General features: G+C 36.5%; 12 protein-coding genes. 7 read left to right on the top strand and 5 right to left on the bottom strand.

The features are described from left to right. Positions 1 to 14 precede the first annotated feature (14 nt). From VUJ46_RS11575 to VUJ46_RS11555, 5 genes are all read left to right on the top strand, one after another. Entirely contained in the window at positions 15 to 3,062 is a 3,048-nt protein-coding gene (locus tag VUJ46_RS11575; protein WP_326980948.1) for a SusC/RagA family TonB-linked outer membrane protein, read from the top strand. 13 nt (positions 3,063 to 3,075) lie between these two features. Next, complete coding sequence (locus VUJ46_RS11570; RefSeq protein WP_326980947.1) at positions 3,076 to 4,500, top strand: SusD/RagB family nutrient-binding outer membrane lipoprotein; 1,425 nt, start codon at positions 3,076 to 3,078, stop codon at positions 4,498 to 4,500. Positions 4,501 to 4,628: 128 nt separating this feature from the next. Next, positions 4,629 to 4,760 (top strand): bacteriocin-like protein, encoded by a 132-nt coding sequence (locus VUJ46_RS11565; protein WP_326980946.1) that lies wholly within the window; start codon positions 4,629 to 4,631, stop codon positions 4,758 to 4,760. 64 nt (positions 4,761 to 4,824) lie between these two features. Beyond that, positions 4,825 to 6,585, top strand: coding sequence for an arginine--tRNA ligase (argS, locus tag VUJ46_RS11560; RefSeq protein WP_326980945.1), 1,761 nt, complete (start codon positions 4,825 to 4,827; stop codon positions 6,583 to 6,585). 243 nt (positions 6,586 to 6,828) lie between these two features. Continuing rightward, positions 6,829 to 7,686: a DUF4822 domain-containing protein gene (locus VUJ46_RS11555; RefSeq protein ID WP_326980944.1), complete on the top strand. Its 858-nt coding sequence runs from the start codon at positions 6,829 to 6,831 to the stop codon at positions 7,684 to 7,686. A gap of 434 nt (positions 7,687 to 8,120) precedes the next feature. Here the strand turns inward: VUJ46_RS11555 and VUJ46_RS11550 are convergent, their stop codons facing one another. The 5 genes from VUJ46_RS11550 to ccoN form a co-directional block, all read right to left on the bottom strand. Beyond that, complete coding sequence (locus tag VUJ46_RS11550; protein WP_326980943.1) at positions 8,121 to 9,053, bottom strand: YihY/virulence factor BrkB family protein; 933 nt, start codon at positions 9,051 to 9,053, stop codon at positions 8,121 to 8,123. Position 9,054: 1 nt separating this feature from the next. Then, on the bottom strand, positions 9,055 to 11,382 hold the full coding sequence (tamL, locus tag VUJ46_RS11545) for a translocation and assembly module lipoprotein TamL (protein WP_326980942.1): 2,328 nt from the start codon (positions 11,380 to 11,382) through the stop codon (positions 9,055 to 9,057). Further along, positions 11,382 to 16,412 (bottom strand): translocation/assembly module TamB domain-containing protein, encoded by a 5,031-nt coding sequence (locus VUJ46_RS11540; RefSeq protein ID WP_326980941.1) that lies wholly within the window; start codon positions 16,410 to 16,412, stop codon positions 11,382 to 11,384. The genes tamL and VUJ46_RS11540 overlap by 1 nt, the downstream gene beginning before the upstream one ends. A 311-nt stretch (positions 16,413 to 16,723) precedes the next feature. Continuing rightward, positions 16,724 to 17,611, bottom strand: a complete 888-nt coding sequence (locus tag VUJ46_RS11535; protein WP_326980940.1) for a cbb3-type cytochrome c oxidase N-terminal domain-containing protein — start codon at positions 17,609 to 17,611, stop codon at positions 16,724 to 16,726. 15 nt (positions 17,612 to 17,626) lie between these two features. Beyond that, positions 17,627 to 19,906: a cytochrome-c oxidase, cbb3-type subunit I gene (gene ccoN / locus VUJ46_RS11530; protein ID WP_326980939.1), complete on the bottom strand. Its 2,280-nt coding sequence runs from the start codon at positions 19,904 to 19,906 to the stop codon at positions 17,627 to 17,629. Between the two features lie 193 nt (positions 19,907 to 20,099). Between ccoN and VUJ46_RS11525 the strand changes: the two genes are divergently transcribed. Continuing rightward, positions 20,100 to 20,393 (top strand): helix-turn-helix domain-containing protein, encoded by a 294-nt coding sequence (locus tag VUJ46_RS11525; protein ID WP_326980938.1) that lies wholly within the window; start codon positions 20,100 to 20,102, stop codon positions 20,391 to 20,393. Positions 20,394 to 20,500: 107 nt separating this feature from the next. Then, positions 20,501 to 21,919, top strand: coding sequence for an amino acid permease (locus VUJ46_RS11520; RefSeq protein ID WP_326980937.1), 1,419 nt, complete (start codon positions 20,501 to 20,503; stop codon positions 21,917 to 21,919). The last annotated feature ends 593 nt before the right edge of the window (positions 21,920 to 22,512 follow it).

The raw sequence follows: 22,512 nt of genomic DNA, 5'->3' as shown, positions 1-22,512 counted from the left end.
AAAATAATTTGATTATGAAGAAACTAACTGCTGGTGTTCTTGCGCTGGTGTTATCTTCATCTTTAGCTGTTGCTAATGCTCAGCAAAAGAAGAGTGACACAGTAAGAACTCAGGAAATTGAAGGCGTGGTAGTCACTGCCCTTGGAATTAAAAGAGAGAAGAAGTCTCTTGGATATTCTACAACAGAAGTAAAAGGAGATCAGCTTTCAAATGTTCCGGTTGCCAATGTAACAGACGCTTTGGCGGGACAGGTAGCGGGGTTGAATATTACTCAATCCGGAACGATGGGGGGCTCAGCAAATATGGTTATAAGAGGTACAAAATCTTTTGTTGGAAGTAACCAGGCTCTAGTGGTTGTGGATGGTACCCCAATAAATAATGATACTTTTAACCAGGCTAATATTGGCTCAGGAGTCGGAGCATATGACTACTCGAACGGTATGGCTGATGTCAATCCAAATGATATTGAGAGTGTAAACGTACTTAAGGGGGCGGCTGCATCTGCATTATACGGTTCAAGAGGTATGAATGGTGTTATCATGATTACCACGAAAAAGGGTAAAAAAAGTAGAAAGATTGGTGTTGAATTCAACAGTTCTACAACATTAGGTTTCGTTGATAAATCTACTCTCCCTAAGTATCAGAAACAATATGGGGGTGGATATTCAGGAACATCCTTCTATCCGGGAAATAATGACATTAATGGTGATGGTATTCCGGATAATATTATTTACACCTATGATGACGCATCTTTTGGGTCACCATTTGACCCAAACTTAATGGTTTATAACTGGGATTCCCAGTATCCTCAATTGCCAGGCTACTTAAAACCAACAGCATTTGTAGCAGGTAAAGATCCAAATTCAATTTGGGGAACAGCTACTACCTACCAGAATTCAGTAGCGTTTTCAGCAGGAAATGAAAAAGGAAAATACAGATTTGGTTATACTAACTTTTTACAAGAAGGAGCTCTTGATAACAGCAATATAACGAAAAATACGCTCGACTTTTCAGCTGATTATAATTTTACAGAGAAATTAAGTGCGTTTGGTAATATCTCATATGTTAACACAAGAGGAAAAGGTAGAGTTTTAACAGGCTACGATTCAAGAAATCCGATGCAATCCTTCAGACAATGGTGGAATATGTCTGTTGACATGGATAAGCAGAGAGAGGCTTATAATCTTACAGGTCAAAATATGACTTGGAATATAAAGGATTATCAAACGCAAGCTATAGGTTATTCTGATAATTATTATTTTAACAGGTATCAAAATTATCAGACTGATACGAGAAATCGCTATTTTGGAAACTTTGGTTTAAATTACAAGCTTACCAGCTGGCTAAGTGCAATGGCTAGATATACATTTGATACCTTTGATGAGTTAAGAGAAGAAAGGGTTGCTATGGGATCTTCAAGTGAGCAGGGGAGATTAGCACACGGAGGAAAAGGCGAGTATTATTTTTTAAATCATAAAGTGACTGAAAATAATTATGATTTAATGTTAAATGTCAATAAGGATTTTGGTTCTGATTTTAATTTAACAGGTAGTTTAGGCTGGAATTTAAGAACAAACAGCAGATATGGAAATAGTGCGGTTACTAATGGTGGTTTGAAAATTCCTGGATTATATTCGATTACTAATACTGCCCAACCTCTTACAGAAGCTAATATAACTGATTTTGATATCAATAAAAAAGTCGATGGTTTCTATGCGCAAGGGAGTTTAGGATATAAAAATATGTTATTTGTGGATGGGTCTATCAGAACAGACCGTTCATCTGCTTTACCAACGAGTAATAACAGATATTGGTATTATTCAGCTTCAGGAAGTTTTGTATTTTCAGAATTATTAAAGAGTAAAAAGGTTATTAATTTTGGTAAACTAAGGTTAAACTATGCGGAAGTAGGAAATGATACAGATCCTTATCAATTATTAAATACATACACATTAAATGCAGCTTTCAATGGTTCTTATAGTGCTTCAAATCCCCAAACGACGGCGAATAACAATTTGAAGCCGGAAAGAATGAGAGAAATTGAAGCTGGTTTAGAAATGAGCTTTCTTAAGAATAGATTGAGTTTTGATGTATCTGTTTATAAATCAAAAACAAGAGATTTAATTACTGCTGCAGATGTATCTTCTGGGTCTGGGTTTACCCGAGCTTGGATGAATTCAGGTGATATTGAAAACAAAGGTATTGAAGCTAGATTAACAGTAGTTCCGGTTAAATCTCAGGATTTTAAATGGGAAATGACAGCAAACTGGTCTAAAAACAAGAATACGGTTACAAAAATCAATGGAGATATTCAATATTTACAATCTGGATCCATGTGGAATGTTACTACAGGTGCACAATTAGGAGAATCTACCGGAACAATTAGAGGTTACGATTTTGTGTATTTAAATGGGCAAAGAGTTGTAGGTAGTGATGGTAAATATTTACAAGGTGAACAATCTAACGCAGTTATTGGTGATGCAGTAGCTAAATGGCGTGGAGGTCTATTAAATACCATTACGTATAAAAACCTTAGCTTAAGTTTTCTTATTGATGTAAAACATGGTGGGGATGTGTACTCTAGAGATATGGCCTACGGACTGTCAACTGGTTTGTATGAAGAAACCGCAGGTTTAAATGATCTAGGTAATCCTATTAGAAATTCATTAGCAAACGGCGGAGGTATTATACTTCCAGGTGTTAAGGCTGATGGAACTCCAAATGATATTCGCTCAGATTTTTCTGATTCTACGAATCCTTATGGATATGCTGGAGGTAGTGGTGGTACTGAGGCACCTGAAAAAATGCATGTTTATGACGGATCCTTTGTTAAATTACGAAATGTTACTATTTCGTACAGACTTCCAAAAGAAACATTCGGTAATTCATTCATTGATAGCATGACTTTATCTTTAATTGGAAGAAACCTATGGATTATTCATAAAAATACACCATATACAGATCCTGAAGCAGGATTATCAGCAGGTAATACAATTGGGTTCCAAAGCGGTGCTCACCCAGCTTTTAGAGAAATTGGTGCAAGTATTAAAGTAGAATTTTAAAATTTAATTAAAAATGAAAAAGATATTAGTAGTATTTGCAGCTCTTTCTTTGGCTTCTTGTTCAAATGATGATTATGCAAACTTAAACATAGACCCTAAAACCCCTTCGGAGGTACCAGGTAGCTTCCTTTTTACCGGAGGTGTTAAAAGTTTATTTGATCAAATGGGGTCTACAAGTGTAAATAACAATATTTTCAGATTAGTAGCTCAACATTGGACTGAATGTCAGTATGTAACTGAAACGAATTATAATATCAGAAGTAGAAGTATTCCGGATACTTACTGGAATAATCTTTACACCAATGTTCTTTATGATTTAAAAAAAGCAAAGGAATATGTTAATGCAGATCCTTCTTTAGTTGCTGGCCAAAAAAGTAATCAGGAAGCAATGATTTCGGTTATTGAAGTATTAGCATGGCAACAATTGGTAGATACCTTTGGAAATATTCCTTATTCTCAGGCACTTCAAGGAACTGCGAATACGACTCCAGCATACGATGATGCTTTTACTATTTATAAGGATCTGTTACAAAAAATTACAGTAGCTTATAATAATTTTGATACTGCCAATAAAGGTTTTGAAACCGATTTTGTATACGGAAACAATATTTCAAAATGGAAAAAATTAGCGGCTTCAATTAAATTTCGATTAGCTATGAGACTGGCAGACGTAGATCCAGCTCTGTCAAAGACTGAAGCAGAAGATGCGGTTAATAAAGGATTGATTTCTTCTAATGTGGATAATTTTGTATTAAGTTATGAAAATAGTACTGCAAATGCCAATCCTTTATATTCAGATTTAGTTCTTAGTGGAAGACAGGATTTTGTACCTTCTGATACTTTTGTTGATTATTTAAATGGATTAGATGATCCAAGAAGAACAGTATTTTTGGATAATAATAAAACTCCGTATGTAGGTGGAGTGTATGGCGATTTTAATAATTATTCGGCATATACCCATATCGGTGTAGTATTTTTCACGCCTACTTTAAAAGGAGATTTGTTAGATTATTCTGAAATTTCATTTTTATTGGCTGAAGCAAAGGAAAGAGGTTATAACGTTCCTTTGACAGCGTCTGCATATTATACACAGGCCATTACGGCAAATATGGAATATTGGGGATTAGCGTCTGCAGATATTGCAACATACTTAGCCAGACCTGATGTTGTATACAGTACTGCGGCGGGTACCTGGAAAGAGAAAATAGGAAAACAATTCTGGATTGCCATGTATAATAGAGGAATAGATGCATGGAATGTATGGAGAATGTATGATGCACCAGCTCTTAAACTGCCTGTGTCAACACAAACTCCGGTTCCTAAAAGATTTACTTATCCAGTTCGAGAGGTTAATTTAAATGGGGCTAACCAGGCTCAGGCTTCATCAGCTATTGGTGGTGATGAGCAACAGACAAGATTATTCTGGGATAAGTTCTAAAAATGATAGAACAAATTTTAATATTTTAACATTCACATGAAAACCGCCTTCGGGCGGTTTTTTATTTTGAAAATATTTAGTATTGAATATATATTTTTTGCTAAATTAGGTTACTAAAATATTTTAATATGAAAAATCTAAAAAAACTAAGCGCTGTAGAGCTTAAAAAAGTTCAGGGAGGTGCTGCTCCACCTTGCTGTATTGATTGGGATCCTATCAAGAGATATTGTTCAGCGTGGGATTTTAATTGCCTTCCTTAGTAGAAAAAGACTTCAGAAATGAAGTCTTTTTTTTATTAAATTTGTACACGCGTAATTATAGAAGATGAATATTAAAAATATAATAGAAGAAAAACTTTCTGAAGTAATCTTAAATGTCTTTCAATTGAAGGACATTGCTTTGGAAATTCAAGAAAATAAAACAGAATTCGAGGGAGATTTTACCATCGTTACTTTTCCTTTGGTGAAGCAACTGAAGAAAAATCCTGAAAGTATTGGAGTAGAATTGGGAGAAGCTTTAACGGAGCAAACCGAATTATTTGACAGCTTTAATGTAGTGAAAGGTTTTCTTAATGTTAAAGTTAAAAATCAGTTTTTTGTAGATCAATTTAAGTCTGTAAATAATGATTTTGAAAATATAGAAAAGAAAAATTCTACAGTTATGGTAGAATATTCTTCTCCAAATACCAACAAACCCCTTCACTTAGGGCATGTTAGAAATAACCTATTAGGTTTTTCTGTTTCTCAGATTTTGAAAGAGGCAGGATATGATGTTATTAAATCTCAAATCATTAATGATAGAGGTATTCATATCTGTAAATCGATGTTGGCTTGGGAAAAATTCGGGAAAGGTGAAACTCCGGAAGCTACTCAAACAAAAGGAGATAAGTTTGTTGGAAATTACTATGTGAAATTCGATCAGGAATATAAAACGCAAATTGCTGAATTGGTTGAGCAGGGTATCTCTGAAGATCAGGCTAAAAAAGAAGCTCCTTTAATGAAGGAAGCTCAGCAAATGCTTTTAGACTGGGAAAATGGAGACGAAAAAGTAAGAAATCTTTGGAACGAAATGAACACTTGGGTTTATAAAGGTTTCAACGAAACATATAAAAGATTAGGAGTAGATTTCGATCAGGTTCAGTACGAAAGCAATACGTATATTTTAGGAAAAGATCTTATTCAGGAAGGTTTAGATAAAGGTGTTTTGTATCAGAAAGAAGACGGCTCTGTTTGGTGCGACCTGACAAATGAAGGTCTGGATCAGAAATTATTATTACGTTCAGACGGTACTTCGGTATATATGACTCAGGATTTGGGTACGGCTGTAGAACGTTTTAAACAAAATAACATCCAAAAGTTAATTTATACCGTTGGAAACGAGCAAGATTATCATTTCCAGGTTTTATTTAAAGTATTGGCGAAGTTAGGCTATTCTTGGGCAGATCAGTTGTATCACTTATCATACGGAATGGTAGAACTTCCGAACGGAAAAATGAAATCTCGTGAAGGAACGGTAGTAGATGCAGACGAATTGATGCAGGAAATGCATGATATTGCTAAATCTAAATCTGAAGAGCTTGGTAAATTAGAAAACTTTACCGAAGAAGAAAAGAATGATAACTACGAAAGTGTAGGAATGGGTGCCTTAAAATATTTCATGTTAAAGGTTGATCCAAAGAAAAAAATGCTGTTCAATCCTGAAGAAAGTATTGATTTTAACGGAAATACAGGACCTTTCATTCAATATACTTATGCACGTATTCAGTCTTTATTAACGAAAGCTCAATTTGAATTTACAGAAGTTGCGGCTATTGAATTAAGTCAGTCTGAGAAAGAATTGATTATGCAGTTGGCCAACTTTAAAGTTGTTGTTGCAAGAGCGGCAGAAGCTTTGAGCCCGGCTTTGGTAGCCAATTATGTTTATGATTTGGTGAAATCTTACAACTCGTTCTATCAGAGCAGTCCAATTCTGAATCAGGAAGATAAAAATATCACACAATTCCGTTTAAATCTATCGGAATTAACTGCGAAGACCATTAAAAAGGCCTTAAGTCTATTGGGAATACAGACTGTCAACAGAATGTAGTAAACCTGATATGAGATTAAATCTCAGTTTAAAATTGCAAGGGAAAACGTATGCATAGAGAACCTTTCAGAACTTCTGAAAGGTTTTTTTTATGATATGAAATCGTGAAAAATTGATGGAAATACTTAGAGTTGTAGTGACAGTATCTTTCAAAAAGTTATATTTTTTACAAAAAAAGGAATAGGATCTACAATGATTTATGATCAGAATGGGATATGTTTGTACTGATAAAAAATTTAAATTATGATTACACTAAAAAAAGTTTGTTACCTGGTGGCTGCTTTTGCCTTGGCAACACCACTTGTATCTTGTTCCAATGATGACAACAACCCAATTGCTGAAGAACAACTGACGCCCTCTCAGGTTCTGTCATCAACACCTTGGGAAACGACCGGTGCCAAAGACAATCAGGGCAAAGATGTAGATCTTAACGATGCCCGCGTTAACGGATTTGTAGGATTTGCTTATTTTAAAGCAGATGGTAATTTTGTGATTTACGGTCTTAATGATGTCATCAGATCATTAGGAACCTGGTCTGTTGATCCATTAGGAAAAACCAGATCTATCACTTCATTAAGACCTGACGGAACTGCATTTTTTTCTCGTGACGTTGAAATTCTTGAGCTGAACAAAAACGTATTCACCTACAGAATTCATACAGATGCTCAGGATCCGTCCGTATATTTTGATATTATCCATACAAAGACCTCTCATGCTGAACCGGCAAACGGTCAGCTGATCCTCGCTTCAACACCTTGGGAAACAACGGGAGCTAAAGATAAAGACGGTAATGCAGTAGCGCTTGATAACCCGAATGTAGCAGGGCTTGTGGGATACTCTTATTTCAGAGCCAACGGAACGTATTCTATTTTCGGACTGGATGATGTATTGAGATCCAGCGGAAGATGGTCAATTTCTGCAGACGGTAAAACACGTACCATTACTGCATTGGATGGAAACGGAAATGAACTTTGGACTAGAGTGGTAGATATCCTCGTGATGAATAACGGTGATTTTACTTACAGAATTACTCCTAATGCAGGAGATCCATCCACGTACTATGATATTATTCATACACCGGTAGATCATAAAGAACCATAGAATTGGTTATTTTTTTATAATAAGGGGAAATCCTGTCCGATTCGGGCAGGATTTGTTTATTACTGAAATGTATGTTAAAGTAAAAAGTAAAAACCTGATACTGTTTTCTTTTTGAATTTACCTTAAAAATCCCAAAAGGGTTAAATATCAGTAGCGTCGGTTGAAACCAGATGAACAAGTGTTTAATGATGTTATAATCCCGCAGGAGTTGAATAATGTAATGGGAATTTCAAAGATAAAATGGTATAAATTTCGGATAAAGCCTCTGGTAGTCTCATCTTTTTTAGGTGGGCTCAATCCCGTCCCTATCGATCTGGTAGCATATTTTATTAATCAAACCCAGGTAAAAGGTATTTTTACTAAATTCTGTGTTAAAAAAAATATATATTGGCTGAAACTTCAAATATGCGGTTCTTGTTTCGACCGTATGTTATTTACGATTCTACCTCTGTTTTATGAGAATGGCTGTCTTCATAAAGCTTTGCATTACTCCATTTGGCATGTTTTGAAGGGGTAATCTTAAATCCTCTTTTATAGGCATAAACCTTTGTGAATTCTGCACCGAAAAATACAAGCATACAGGAATAATTGATCCACATCATGATCAGAATTACCGTCCCGGCAGTTCCGAATGCAGAAGTAGGATTTGCTTTACTGAAGTAAAGGCTTAATAAAAACTTTCCTAACGTAAACAGTACTGCCGTTAGAAGGGCTCCTCTCCAAACAGGTTTCCAGCTGATCTGTACATCGGGAAGCACTTTAAACATCAGGGCAAAAAGGAGCATGATAAATCCAAATCCTACCCCAAAATTAACCAGTTCAACCAACATATAGGTTTCAAACCCAAAATATTTAGTGATGAGGGTATTGAAAACGCTAATGAGTGAGGATAAAACCATCGTAATCATCAGTAAAAACCCCAATATTAAGATCATTCCTAATGAGTTGGCACGGTCTAAAAGAAATTTTATCAATGCCTTCTTGGGAGCAGACTGCACATCCCAGAGACTGTTAAGTGACTGCTGAAGCTGAAAAAAGAGAGTCGTGGAACCAAAAACCAGAGAACCTACTCCCACTGCTTTCATAATAAAATTTTTCTTATCGATTAAAGCGCCGGCGATCATGCTTTCTACACTTTTGGAAGCTTCAGGCCCCATAAATTCACTGATTTGCGAACTGATTTGCCCACGAATAGCTTCTTCTCCGAAAAAATAACCAGCGATCCAAATGATGATAATCAGCAGCCCCGGAATGGAGAAAATAGCATAATAAGCCAGACTCGCTGAATCCTTAGATGCAGAAGAGCTATTCCACTCAGAAAATGTTTCTTTTAAAGCTTCCCAGAAAAATTTTATATTTTGTACCATATTAGAAAGGATATCCGATTGCTATATTTAAAATAAGATTATCTTTTCTCCAATTGGAGTCCCCGAAATTAATTCTGTCAAAGGTCCATCTGTTGCCTTTTTCATAATAGGGAACCCTCAAAGGCATTGCCAGATCTAATCTTAATATCAGAATAGAGAAATCAAGTCTCAGACCAAACCCTGCGCCCACGGCAACTTCGTTTAAAAAATCTTTTGAAAATTTTGCTCCGGGTCTTTGAGGATCATCATTAATTAACCAGATATTTCCCGCATCAGCAAATAAGGCAACGTTTAAAAATTTATATAGGTTAGCACGATATTCTGCATTTAATTCAAGCTTAACATCTCCGGACTGGTCAAAAAAAGATCCTGCTTCAGCAGTTCTCGGATCAAAACTTCCAGGGCCCAGGGTTCTGGCTCGGAATGCTCTGATACTGTTACTCCCTCCCGAAAAAAACTGCTTTATAAAAGGAATATGTTCAGAGTTCCCGTATGGATAGGCCACTCCCGCAATAAATCGCGTGGCAAGAGAGGTTTTTTCTGTAAATTTATGGTACATCCTTACATCATTCTCAATTTTTGCGTACTGGCTGAACGGGATTCCGAAAAGTTTTCTCTCTTTACCTTTTTTTACATCCGCACCGGAAGCAAGACCGGTAACAGTTCCCGCTAAATCCAGTATTCCTTTATAATAGAAAGTCGTGGGCTTATTCAGCATGGTGTTGGTATAGGTGTAAGAATAAGTAGGTCCGAAAATCAGCTGTTTTTCTACCACTCTTCTCATGGCATCACTCTTTTTAGAGATAGAATCGTAAAGAGGGGTTACCTTTGCCGGAGAAACAAGGGTGACATCAAATACTTTCAGTTCATGTTCTTTTCGTGCATTTTCTTTCCATAAATACCCGAAGGATCCCGTAAAGGTGTTCAGGGTATAATATTCTGTACGGTTTTGAAACTCGTACCCCAGAGAAATATTTGTTCGCGGAACAAAAGCACTGGAGGAATTAAAGCGGAATGGCGCTACGATCCTTGGTATAGAAAGCTGAACATTGGTTCCGGCTCTGAAAATATTTTTTGCATCTTCAGGACCTCCCATCTGGATATCAAAAGCTCCGTAAACAGCAGCCTTAAATTGTTCTGCCCCTTTAAAGAAGTTTCTGTGGGTCCAGTTGAGGTTTACTTCACTCCCGGCGTAGTTTGCGGAGTTGGTTCTCCCCAGGGCTTCCAAACGTAACGACTGAATTTCTCTTGGAGTTAAGAGATAATACGCATCGAATTTATGACGTAAAGAATCTGAAACCACAAATTCATTTTTCACGAACTTAAAAACACCCAGACTAATCAGTCTGTTCAGGGAAAGGTTGTGATTGGTACGGTTGTAAATATCACCTTCTTTAAAATATAAAGCCCGGTCAAAAACTTTAGGTTTAAATTTATGTCTGGGATCAATCACATGAATATGATCATACTGATAATGGGACAGTGAATCAGAGTTCATCGGAACGGAATATTTTCCGTCTTTTACATCCTGAATCGTATAATCCGGAAAAACAACCACCTTATTGATACTGAACTGTTGAGTCGCCAGATCCGGAGTGTCCTCTTTCAGTTTTACATTCAGCTCCACCTTATGGTTTTTACTCACTGTACTGTCTGCCTGAACAATAATATTATCCGGATGGAAATAATAAAAACCTCTTTCTTTCAGACTGTTATCAATCCGGTCTCTCTCAGATTTTATCACATCAAGATCAAAAGAATTCCCCTTTTTTAGCAATGATCTGTCAGAAATTTTTTGGATTTCCTGATTGATTAATGTAGAATCTTTCTGAAATTTAACATCACTGATCAGATATTGTGCGCCAGGTCTCAACGTATAAATTACCTGGGCTTTTTTATTTTTTGAAACAGTATCGTAGGTTGCTTTTGCATTAAAATATCCTTTGTTTTCAGAATAATTTACGATAAGATCTTTATTAAATTCACGATCTACATCGCCCAGTAAAACGGGCTTTTCTCCCATTTTGTACTTTAACCAGTAGTTGAACCCTTTTTCTTTTTTAGGCTCTTTGGCAATATTATAGAAATACAGTTTAGGTCTTAATCCTAACAATGTAGAATTGGGCTTAGGAACCAGCTTGTCTTCCAGGGCAGACTTCAGTTCGCTTTTTTGTTTCTTCGGAATCGTATCATTGTCGATCTTCACTTCTGCGCCCGTGTAAAGCATTTGCCCTTCTTTCAGGTATTTTACATTGCTGCACGAAAGCGTTGCCGAAGCCATTCCGGATGCGAACAAATATTTAAAATAGGTTTGGAACTTCGTATTCATTATTTAAATTCTACCACTTGGTTTTTCTTATTCTCTTTTGTTTCTCTCTGTTTTCTGTTTCTCGCTTTTTGGAAAATCTCACGGAATTTATCGTAATCCAATGTGATGATAAATCCAAGTCCCGTTTCCACGATCTGTCCCTGAAGAGCCACCTGATATTCATTCTTACGGTACGCACGCAGCATATATCTTCCGTCTTTGGAAAGACTGTAATCTACCGTTACATCTCCCGCAATATTAGTCATATTTTCATTTTGTCGGGCTTCACCTTCCAATCCGAAATTACTTCCCACCGTTACTTTCAGACGATCATTCAGTAGTTTTTTACTGATGTCTACATTCAGATCTGTTCTTGTATTTTTTTGCCCTGTGGAATAATCTTCGGAAGAATCTAATCCAAAATTAAGATCCACACCTTTGATTAGTCCTGAAGCTAAATTATTCAGCTGCTGAGAAAGAAGTTTACTCACACTCTGTCTCGCCATCATTTCGCCGGACATTCCCGCGCTGGATTCAAACGGATTTTCACCGATAAATCTTCCTAGTAATAACAAAGCAAACACCTGTTTGTTCATTTCAGATTCCTGAGTTCTCAGCTGCGAAAGTTTCTGATCAACCAAATCGGTGACCGCTGAAGACACAGAGTTATTTTTCTTATCTGTTGTAATATCAAAGGTAATGACCGGTTTCAGCAATTCGCCTTTCATCATCAGTAATGTGTTGAAAGGAATTCTCTGTTTAAACTGGTTAATGGTCGTCTGGTCGGTTACCTGTTGCTCCACGAGGTCGAGTGGTGCTGTCTCGGTGGTATAAACGGCGGTAATATCCAGTGTTGCCGTTGTCGGCTCTCCTGTCCATGTAATGGTGCTTCCTTTCTGGATATCAAATTTACGCTTCAGCAGACTGACAGACATTTCATATGAGCCTTTTTCTACTTCATATACCCCGACTAAAGTTGTTTTTCCGGATGGATCAACGCCACCTGTCAGTTCCGCTTCGCCCTGTAGTTTTACAAAATCACCATTGGCTTTATCAATAATAATCGACATTTTTGCTTCCTTGCTCACTTCAATATTGACACTCACGTCCATTCCTTTGATGCGGCTTTGAGCATTTAATGAATCTGCTTTTACCGTCTTATTTAAAACCACCTGATCCTGATCGATAAACTCTACAATTCCGTCTCTCTCCTCTAAAGAAGGACTGGATTGTGGCAATACAAAACTGAAATCTGTATTGTCTGCAACCGCCAGTCTGCCATCTACTTTTGGTAAATCTAAATTTCCGCGGATACGCAAAGCCGCATCAATTGCCAGAATGCCGTACATCATCGCATCATTAGATTTTTCCGAGTTCACTACTTTAAAATCTTTAGCATTTAAATCAAGATTGAACGCAAAATCTCTATACGTCTGTGTTAAAACCTGACCGTTAATTTTCAGAGAATTTCCGTCTTTATCGTTAATTTTAAAATTATCAAACTCAATTCCGCGGCTGGTAAAATCGATCTCATCATTCAGTTTTCTGAAATCACTTCCTGTTTTGGCAATTTCCATTCCTACCTCATTGAATTTTACCTTACCTAAAATATTCGGCTTGTCGGCACTTCCCGTAATTTTCAGATTTCCCGAAATATAACCTTCCGTATTGGTAATGGCGTTCATAGAGAAGCCTTGCACACTCTTCATCTGAAGTTTGTTGATCGCCATATTCAGATCAAATGTGCTGGAAGAGGTATTGTAATCTCCCAGAAGTTTCACATCATTATCGTTTCCGGAAAGCGTAACATCCGCGTTGATGATATTAGCAGAGGCATTATTCACTTTTGCTTCAACATTTCCTACAGGATTTCCATAAACAATTAAATCTGCTATTTTTAAATCTGACGTAAAGGTCATATTTTTGGTTAAATCCCTCAGCTGAGCCGTTCCGTTAATGGTTCCTCTTGCCAGGACGGTATCTTTTTTAATCAGTTCGGTAATCGTTTCGATTTTAAAATCTTTCAACGAAACATTTAAAGGAGAATTTGGAGTCTGAGTTTCAGATTGCAAAGCAATTTCACTTCCGCCATTCGAAAGTCTGAAATTATCGGCTAAAATTCCTTTGCTGCTGATCTGAATTTTATTGCCTTCACCTACTGTCCAATCTGTATAATTTAATTTTAAACCATTCGGGTTCAATGAAATTTCTGTAATATCGTTCATCGATTTAGCATTACCTGCGATCAGGAACTGCGTTACATCTTTTTCATCTTTTGTCGTTACATTATAATTGATGGTATTATCTGCGACATCTCCATTAATACCTACTTTATTTAATGCCAGACTTGAACTTTTCAGTGCAGCAACATTCAGTGCATATTGTAAAGCCTGATTTTCATTGGTGATTTTTAATGAAGCATTTTCAATTGTATTTTCACCATACAGCAATTGCGGAATTTGTCCGTCAACTTCAATTTTTTGTGAATCAGCGTCGTAGTTTCCGGTGATATTTATGGTTTCAAAACTTTTCAGATCCGGAACAAACTTTCTGATGATGTCATCATTTTTAATTTTAGCATTAAAGGTAAAAAACTGTCCTGCCGTAATTTTCTCTGTTTTTCCGGGCTTTTGAAACTGATAATATTGATTGATCGTATTCGATAATGCTCCAAAGATCTGAGTTAATTTATATTTTCCTTCCAGTTCTACATCTGCAACCTGAGAATTGAAAACAATTTTCGTTGAATCGTTGGTAGAAGATGCCTTTAAATTTAATTCCTGAACCGGATAAACTTCTTTGGTATCTGAAAAAGCAAAATCTTTTAAATTTAAATAACCGTTTAAATGATCAGGATCGATGCTGGTAAAATCACCATCAATTTTACCTGCGATAATCATTGGTTTTTCATAAAAACCTAATTTGTTTACATCAAGTTTTATAACTTCTCCATTTACTTTAATGGTAGGATTTTTTTCGTCATACACGCCCGAAGCGGTTAATTTTACATTAGCGTTCGGATCTTCAGAATCTAGCAAAATATTATAAGCGCCACGGTTTATTTTTCCTGTAAGATTCATGTTTTGATAACGGTAACCTTTGTAAACCGCCGATGCCACGTGACCTTTAAGATCTGCTTTAGCATTTTTGAAATCAAAACTTTCACCTTTCGCATAAATCTGAGCCGAAATAGATCCGATATCTTTATTCTGAATAATTTTCCCGACTTGTATTGCCTGAAGATTGGCTTTTACATCATACAATTCATGATTTTTTCTGCGCATGTCGACCTGAGCAATCAATGAGGCATTTCCGAGAGTAGAGTAGAGGTTCAAATTTGTATCAACCACTTTCGTAGTCCCTTTTGCAGTTCCTTTGATGCTGAAATTAGACGGTAAAGAAATATTCGACGGAATCGTATTTTTCGGAACTAAATTGAAGATCGTTTTTGCCGATGATGAAAATTCTGCAATTCTCAGATCATAATACAAATTCTCAGGATTCATCGCATTTTTGATGCGTCCTGAAGCGGCAACCCGTAATTGATCCAAACCTGAAACTTTCAGATTATTAATCAAAAGATCATTTACGCTTCCTTTTACATTAGCGTTTACATTTAAAATAGCATTCGGATATTTATTAAATGGAACGGTACTTTTCAAAGTAGGAACCAAATTCAAAATATCAGCGAAACCTATTTTGGAATCCTTAATATTGGCTGAAATTTTTACAGCACCTAAATTGGATGTTAATTGATCGATCGATTCATAATTTAAAATCACCTCATCACGAATCAATGTTTTTGGCGTTTGCAGGTAAAGATCTTTCAAATAAGCCTCTTTTTCTGCATACACAAAATCGGTGTTGAATTTCTGAATATCAAGCCCTCGCGCTTCCTGAATTTCCGCAGAATTTACCGTTCCTGCAAACGTATTGTTCTCCATTTTGAAACTGCGAACCTCAACATTCATTTTAGAAAAATTCATATGGTTGAAATCCATCCCTTGCTTTGTTGGGGCAATTGCAGTGTTGTTATACACTACTTTTACATCGTTCAAAACCAGTTTTCCTAAAAGAACCTGCATGGCTTTTTCTTTGTCTGAAGCTTTTGAAACTTCAGGCTCTTTTTTATCTTTCGGATTGGCATCCTGAGCCGGAAGGTAAAGATTCGCATTAACATCTGCCCCGGAAAGTACTACATTCCCAATATTGTAAGCGTTATTTTCCAGATCCAGCTTATTGACTTTCGTGCTTAGTTCTTTAAATAAAACTTTAGCAAAAGTTTTGGTATTATCATCACCGTAATCGATGTCGAAATTGGTTAGTTTTACTCCTCTTAAACCAATCTGCATCGGCTTTTGATTATTAAGAGAATCTACCTTTTTCTCTACTTTTTTAGAAACTTCTTTTACAATATCCTGTTTCAGTTTTAGCTTTAATCCGTCAAGATTAATATCATTTACAGCATATTTGTTATTGGTAAGATCGAATGTTTTTACCCTCGTATCGAAAGATTTAAAGTAAAGTTTAATATCATTTTTAGACTGTTGATCGTTGAAAGTAACGCCAATATCTTTTAAATTAATTTTATCTAAAGAAATAATGAATGGTTTCGACGGGCTTTCCTCTTTATCACTTGTAGCAAAAGCATTGATGATATAATCGAAATTGAATTTTCCGTCTGGTTTTCTTACCACATTGGCTCTCGTTCCCTCAAGATCTACCGAAGTAATATCTGCTGTGGAATTGAGAAGTTTAAGCATATTCAAGCCAACATCCAGTTTTTTTACTGCCAAAAGCGTATCAACATCCTGTCCCTTTAAATACAAATTTTCCATAACAAGACTGTTTGGAAACCCAATGTAAACCCTTTCTAAGCTTACTTTTGTTTTTATTTTCTTTTCGAGATAGACGACAAGCCTGTCTTTGATGAAATTCTGAACCACCGGAAGCCTCAAACTGAAGATGAGCAGGGTGAGAAAAACCAGTATGGAAATAATGGTGATTGCTGTTCGCTTAAGGAATTTTCGTGTATTAAATTTTCGTTTCAAATGTGGGAGGGTTTAAAACAAAGATAATAAATCATTTGAGAAAAATATGTTAATTATAATTGTTATGGTACCCTTTTCTTATACAAAAATCCTGCCTCGGCTGCCTATTATGGAATTTAGTTTAGTTAGTAGTCAAGTGAATTAGTTGATATAAACAACCAAGGCGCGGATTTGTAGTTTTTGAAAAAAGCCCCCTTTTGTGTTGATTTTCTGTTGTATGAAAAGGTTTAGCAAAAATGAAAATTCAAAATGTTAGTGATAAAAGGGGACTTTACATGGTTTATATATGAGGTAATAAATTTTTTTATTTTTTAATTATTTCCGTTTTCCCACGTTACTTTTTCGCCCTGTGGAGCCGCGCCACCCTGAGTTTGGGTAATGGGAGCAGTTTCCTGGTTGATATGGTAAACATAAGCGGCAATTTTTTCGGCATCTCTTCCTGTAATGGTTCCTTCTTTAATGAAAGGTCGCATAGTTGGATTGTTTGGCGAACCGTTTTCCAGCATCCAGAATACATTTTTGAAAAGGCTTTTTTCTTTGATGTTAATCCAATGTGTATCTGTAAGGTTTGGTCCAATTCCTCCTTTGCCGCCGTCTCCGTGGCAGGTTACGCAATTGGTTTTAAACAGTTCCTGACCTTCCGCAATATTATCGGCACTGTATTTTGCAGATTCCAGATTGATTTGTGGAGCTGTTTTTTCATAATCTTCAATTGAAGCGAGCATTTTCTTTGTTTCTACCGTTAATTCTGCTTCGGGATGGGCATAATCTGTGAAGGCAAATGCCGTAAGATAGACCACGCAGAAAATACATCCGAAATAAAATAAACCAATCCACCATTTCGGAAGCGAATTGTCAAGCTCTGTAATTCCATCAAATCCATGATCGATCAGAATGTCTTTTTCTTCTGTCGCCGACTGTTTTTTGAAAGCAGAATTCCAAAGCTTCAGATAATAAGGCGTATTTTTTTCTTCTAAAAATTTCGCTTTTTCTTCGTCTGATAATTTTTTGAAACTTTCATTTTCAACCAGATCTCCGATGGAGTTCATGATGAATAAAAGAATAATCGTTATCAGAATCAGTCCCCAGAAAAAGGGCGATGAAAAATAGGCGGTATCCTGTGCAAACATTTCGAAGGCAAGAATGGTTAAACCTATCGTTACAGCGATGTAGACTGATATTGGGGTTCTCGTTTTCATTGTATTCAATTTTAATTAATCAGCGCTTGCAGTCTGAATCTGAGTGGTTTTAATATCTGTTCCCAGCCTTTGCAGATAGGCGATCATTGCTACAATTTCTCTTTGCTCCAGAGGAACGTAAGATGCTCCTTTTGCTGCTCTGTCTTTTTCTACCTGATCTTTTACATCTGTAGCTTCAGCATAGATTCTTTTTACAATGGCTTTCGACTGATTGTCTGCCCATGCATTGGCGGAATCAATTTCTGCTTTGGAATACGGAACGTCAAAGTAGTTTTTCATCAGTTTCATTTTATTCACCATTTGTGTTCTGTCCAGTTTATTGGTAATCAACCAAGGGAAACGGGGCATAATAGATCCTGCAGAAGTAATTCTTGGATTATACATGTGTTTAAAGTGCCATGAATCTGGGTTTCTTCCGCCTTCTCTGTGCAAATCGGGTCCGGTTCTTTTAGATCCCCATAAAAATGGTCTGTCGTAAATGAATTCTCCAGCTTTAGAATATTGCCCATTTTTACCTTCAAATCTTACAATTTCATCACGAAACGGTCGGATCATCTGCGAATGGCAAGAGTTGCAGCCTTCTCTGATGTATAAATCTCTTCCTTCCAATTCTAAAGGTGAATAAGGTTTTACTGCGGTAATGGTCGGAACACTTTGTTTTAAAGTTAAGGTCGGAATAATTTCCACAATACCTCCGATAGCAATAGTAATGAATGCTAATATGGCTAATAATTTCGGAGTTCTTTCCAGCCAAAGATGAACGCCTTCGCCTTCTTTTCTTGCTGTTCCGATGTTTGCCAATGCCGGAGCTTCTGCAGGAACATCTTTTTGGAATGAACCTTGTCTGATCGTTTTAAAGACATTCACCACCATTAAAATAGCACCCAGAAGATAAAATATACCTCCTAAAAATCTCATTTTAAAGTATGGAATGATTGCGGTTACAGTATCCAGCCAGTTTTTCCATAATAAAGTTCCGTCCGGGTTGAATTGTTTCCACATTAGTCCTTGGGTGAATCCTGAAATATACATCGGTACGGCATAGAACATAATTCCTAAAGTTCCCAGCCAGAAATGCCAGTTGGCTAATTTTTTAGACCAAAGTTCGGTTCTCCACATCACAGGGATTAAATAATATACCACTCCGAATGCCATGAAACCATTCCAGCCAAGAGCTCCCAAGTGTACGTGACCAATTACCCAGTCGGTGTAATGCCCGATTTTATTTAATGATTTTGTTGCTAAAAGTGGTCCTTCGAAAGTTGCCATCCCGTAACAGGTCACAGCGACTACGAAGAATTTTAGAATTGGATTTTCTCTTACTTTATCCCAGGCGCCTCTTAATGTTAAAAGTCCGTTCAGCATTCCTCCCCAAGATGGGGCGATCAGCATGATAGAAAAACCAGTTCCTACAGCCTGTGCCCAAGCCGGAAGTGCGGTATATTGTAAATGGTGCGGACCAGCCCAAAGGTAAACGAAGATCAGCGACCAAAAGTGAATGATTGATAATTTATAGGAAAATACAGGTCTGTTGGCTGCTTTGGGTAAAAAATAATACATTAAACCAAGAACCGGAGTTGTCAAGACAAACGCTACCGCATTGTGACCGTACCACCATTGTACCAAGGCGTCTTTCGCACCTGCATATACCGAATAAGACTTCCAGCTTGTGAATGATAAAGGCACTTCAAGGTTGTTGAAAATATGAAGCATTGCCACAGCGAGCCACGTTCCGATATAAAACCAAATGGCAACATAAAGATGTCTTACTCTTCTTTTTGCAATAGTTCCGAACATATTGATCCCGAAAATGACCCAGGAAACGGTAATTAAAATATCAATCGGCCATTCATGTTCCGCATATTCTTTTGAGGTGTTGATTCCCATTAAGAAGGTAATCACCACAGAAATAATCATAATTTGCCATGTCCAGAAGTGGATCCATGATAGGGTATCGCTGTACATTCTTGTTTTCAGCAATCGTTGCATGCTGTAATATGCGCCACAGAAAAAGGAATTACAGACAAACGCAAAAATCACCGCACTCGTATGCAACATTCTGATCCTTCCGAAACCTAAGGCTCCTTGTGTATTAATCAGTCCCTGAATGTTTCCGGATGCTAAACTTTTAATTGTCGTATCATCCGTTCCGAATAAAAATTCCGGAAGTTCAGGATAAAAAAGCATCAGTGCAGCGGTAAGACCGAGTAAAAAACCGACCAAACCAAATGCGATTGTAGCATAGAGGAATGCTCTGACAATGTTATTGTCATAATTAAATTGTTGCGTCTCCATAATTCCAATTGTATTGTACCGAAGAAATATTTTCCTTTAAAACAGAAGTTTTTGAATAATTTTTAAACTTGAATTTTAATTAAAAATAAATATCATGTAGCGTAATAATGTTTTGCCAAAGGTATTCACTAACTTTGTGTAAGTCTAATAGATATCCTTCTAAAATATACCGAAAACTACTAAAATAAACACAATGAAAGTATGCAGTCAAAATATTAGGAAAATCAGAAGAAATAAGGATTTTACCCAGGAATATATGGCTTTTGAGATGGGAATTTCGCAAAAAGCATATTCTGATATCGAAAACGCGAAAGTAAAAATCAACCTTGATATTTTAACCAGAATCTCAAATATCCTCGAAATCAAACCTTCAGATATATGCAGCATTTCACATAGATGTGGTGTAAATGATTTTGAAGATAAATACAATGCACTCAAAAACTATATGAAGGAGAATAATATTTCGATTCCCGATCAATTTATTTAAAATTTATTGCCATTTTCTAGATTATTTAGGGTTTCCTTTCCATTATCCACTTTCTGTTCGCGTGCAGAGGGAAAGTTTTTATATATTTAAGGGCAATATTTTAATCTATGAGCAACGAGAAGAAAGAGAACGAAAATAGTTCTCTGGTTAGGGGACTCACCAACCGACATATTCAGTTAATTGCCCTTGGTGGAGCTATCGGTACAGGGCTTTTCCTGGGAATTGGACCTGCTGCGGTTTTGGCCGGTCCATCTGTAATTTTAGGCTATGCATTAGCGGGTATTATTGCCTTTTTTATCATGCGGCAGCTTGGTGAGATGGTGGTTCAGGAGCCTGTTTCGGGGAGTTTTAGTTATTTTGCCTACAAATATTGGGGCAATTTCCCGGGATTTGCGTCGGGTTGGAACTATTGGATCCTATATATTCTCGTAAGTATGGCAGAGCTCACTGCCATTGGTCACTATGTTCATTTCTGGTGGCCGGAAATTCCGCTCTGGACTTCCAGCTTATTCTTTTTCGTTGTAATTACGGCTTTGAATTTAGCTTCGGTAAAGGTCTATGGAGAAACCGAATTTTGGTTTTCTATTATAAAAGTTATGGCAATTATCGCAATGATTGTTTTTGGTATTTACCTTTTGGTAAGCGGAACGGGAGGTGAAAAGGCTACGGTTTCCAATTTATGGAACGATGGTGGATTTTTTCCTAAAGGTTTCTTCAATAAAGGAGATGACGGGTATTCTGGTTTATTTTCTGCCATGGCGATGATCATGTTCTCATTCGGAGGGTTGGAATTGATAGGAATTACCGCAGCAGAAGCCAAAAATCCTGAAAAAACAATCCCTAAAGCAACCAATCAGGTCATCTACAGAATCTTAATTTTCTATGTGGGGGCACTGGTAATTCTGTTTTCATTGAGTCCGTGGAGAGAAATTACGGAAGGAACGAGCCCGTTTGTCATGGTTTTCCAAAATCTGAATGGATTCCAGTTTGAAATGTTTGGAAAGGTCATTCAGTTCAATGTGTTGATTGCGAATATTCTTAATTTAATTGTATTAACAGCGGCTTTATCGGTGTATAACAGTAGTGTTTACAGCAACAGCAGGATGCTTTTCGGATTGGCACAGCAGGGAAATGCTCCGAAATTTTTAACGAAACTGAATAAAAGCAGTGTTCCTACGAATGCAATTATTATTTCATCTTGCTTTGCCGGAATTTGTATCATCATTAATAAGCTCGTTCCTGAGAAAGCTTTTGAATACCTGATGGCTTTAGTGGTTTCCACGCTGATCATCAACTGGCTGATGATTTGTTACACGCATCTGAAATTTAAACGAGCTAATATTAAAGCAGGGACGGATCTGAAGTTTCCATCGATATTTTATCCTGTTTCAAATTATATCTGTATCGCCTTTTTGGTATTGATTTTAGTCTTAATGAGTATCACAGGTATGGAAATTCAGGTTATTCTGATTCCGGTTTGGTTAGGATTTTTATTTGCAATGTTTAAGATTTATAAAAAAAATTAAACTTAAAATAAAATATAGAAAAAGGATAGATCTAGAAGGTCTATCCTTTTTTTTATGTCTAATACTATTTTCTTTTTGAATTTACCTTAATAAAACCTGAAGGGGTTAAATATCAGTAGCGTCGGGTGAAGCCCGACGAACAAGTATTTAATAATGGTATAACCCCGTAGGGGTTGAATAATTTAAAGGAAAGTTCAAAGATAAAATGGTATAAATACTGCGATGTAAAGTAAAAAGCATCCTTTTCAGGATGCCAACACTAAATCACACATGAAAACTAATAAATACATCAGTCCTCTATTTTTTTCTTTGAATTATCACATTTATCTTGATATAATATTAACAATTCTATGAATACAAAATTGAAAAGAAGATGCTTACTGTAAGTATTTGATATTTTATTCTAAACTTTATAATCTTTTGTGTTTAATTATTCTTTAAAAGATTTTAAATTCTGAATTTTAATAATGAAGATTCTATCGTTTGTTGTCTGAATAATACCTTAAACGGATTTAATTTTCGTCTCAGAGTATCGATGCCGAGATACATAAGCAGGAGGATAGAGAATGAAAACCAGAAGATAGGCTCTTTTT

Origin of the sequence: Chryseobacterium sp. MYb264 (genome assembly GCF_035974275.1) — a bacterium.
Lineage (GTDB): Bacteria > Bacteroidota > Bacteroidia > Flavobacteriales > Weeksellaceae > Chryseobacterium.
This window is presented reverse-complemented; position numbering and strand designations above follow the sequence as displayed.

Coding starts and splice junctions, on each gene's coding strand:
- VUJ46_RS11565 (WP_326980946.1), top strand. CDS start 4,629: ATGAAAAATCTAAAAAAACTAAGCGCTGTAGAGCTTAAAAAAGTTCAG.
- VUJ46_RS11575 (WP_326980948.1), top strand. CDS start 15: ATGAAGAAACTAACTGCTGGTGTTCTTGCGCTGGTGTTATCTTCATCT.
- VUJ46_RS11570 (WP_326980947.1), top strand. CDS start 3,076: ATGAAAAAGATATTAGTAGTATTTGCAGCTCTTTCTTTGGCTTCTTGT.
- VUJ46_RS11520 (WP_326980937.1), top strand. CDS start 20,501: ATGAGCAACGAGAAGAAAGAGAACGAAAATAGTTCTCTGGTTAGGGGA.
- VUJ46_RS11550 (WP_326980943.1), bottom strand. CDS start 9,053: ATGGTACAAAATATAAAATTTTTCTGGGAAGCTTTAAAAGAAACATTT.
- argS (WP_326980945.1), top strand. CDS start 4,825: ATGAATATTAAAAATATAATAGAAGAAAAACTTTCTGAAGTAATCTTA.
- ccoN (WP_326980939.1), bottom strand. CDS start 19,906: ATGGAGACGCAACAATTTAATTATGACAATAACATTGTCAGAGCATTC.
- VUJ46_RS11525 (WP_326980938.1), top strand. CDS start 20,100: ATGAAAGTATGCAGTCAAAATATTAGGAAAATCAGAAGAAATAAGGAT.
- tamL (WP_326980942.1), bottom strand. CDS start 11,382: ATGAATACGAAGTTCCAAACCTATTTTAAATATTTGTTCGCATCCGGA.
- VUJ46_RS11535 (WP_326980940.1), bottom strand. CDS start 17,611: ATGAAAACGAGAACCCCAATATCAGTCTACATCGCTGTAACGATAGGT.
- VUJ46_RS11555 (WP_326980944.1), top strand. CDS start 6,829: ATGATTACACTAAAAAAAGTTTGTTACCTGGTGGCTGCTTTTGCCTTG.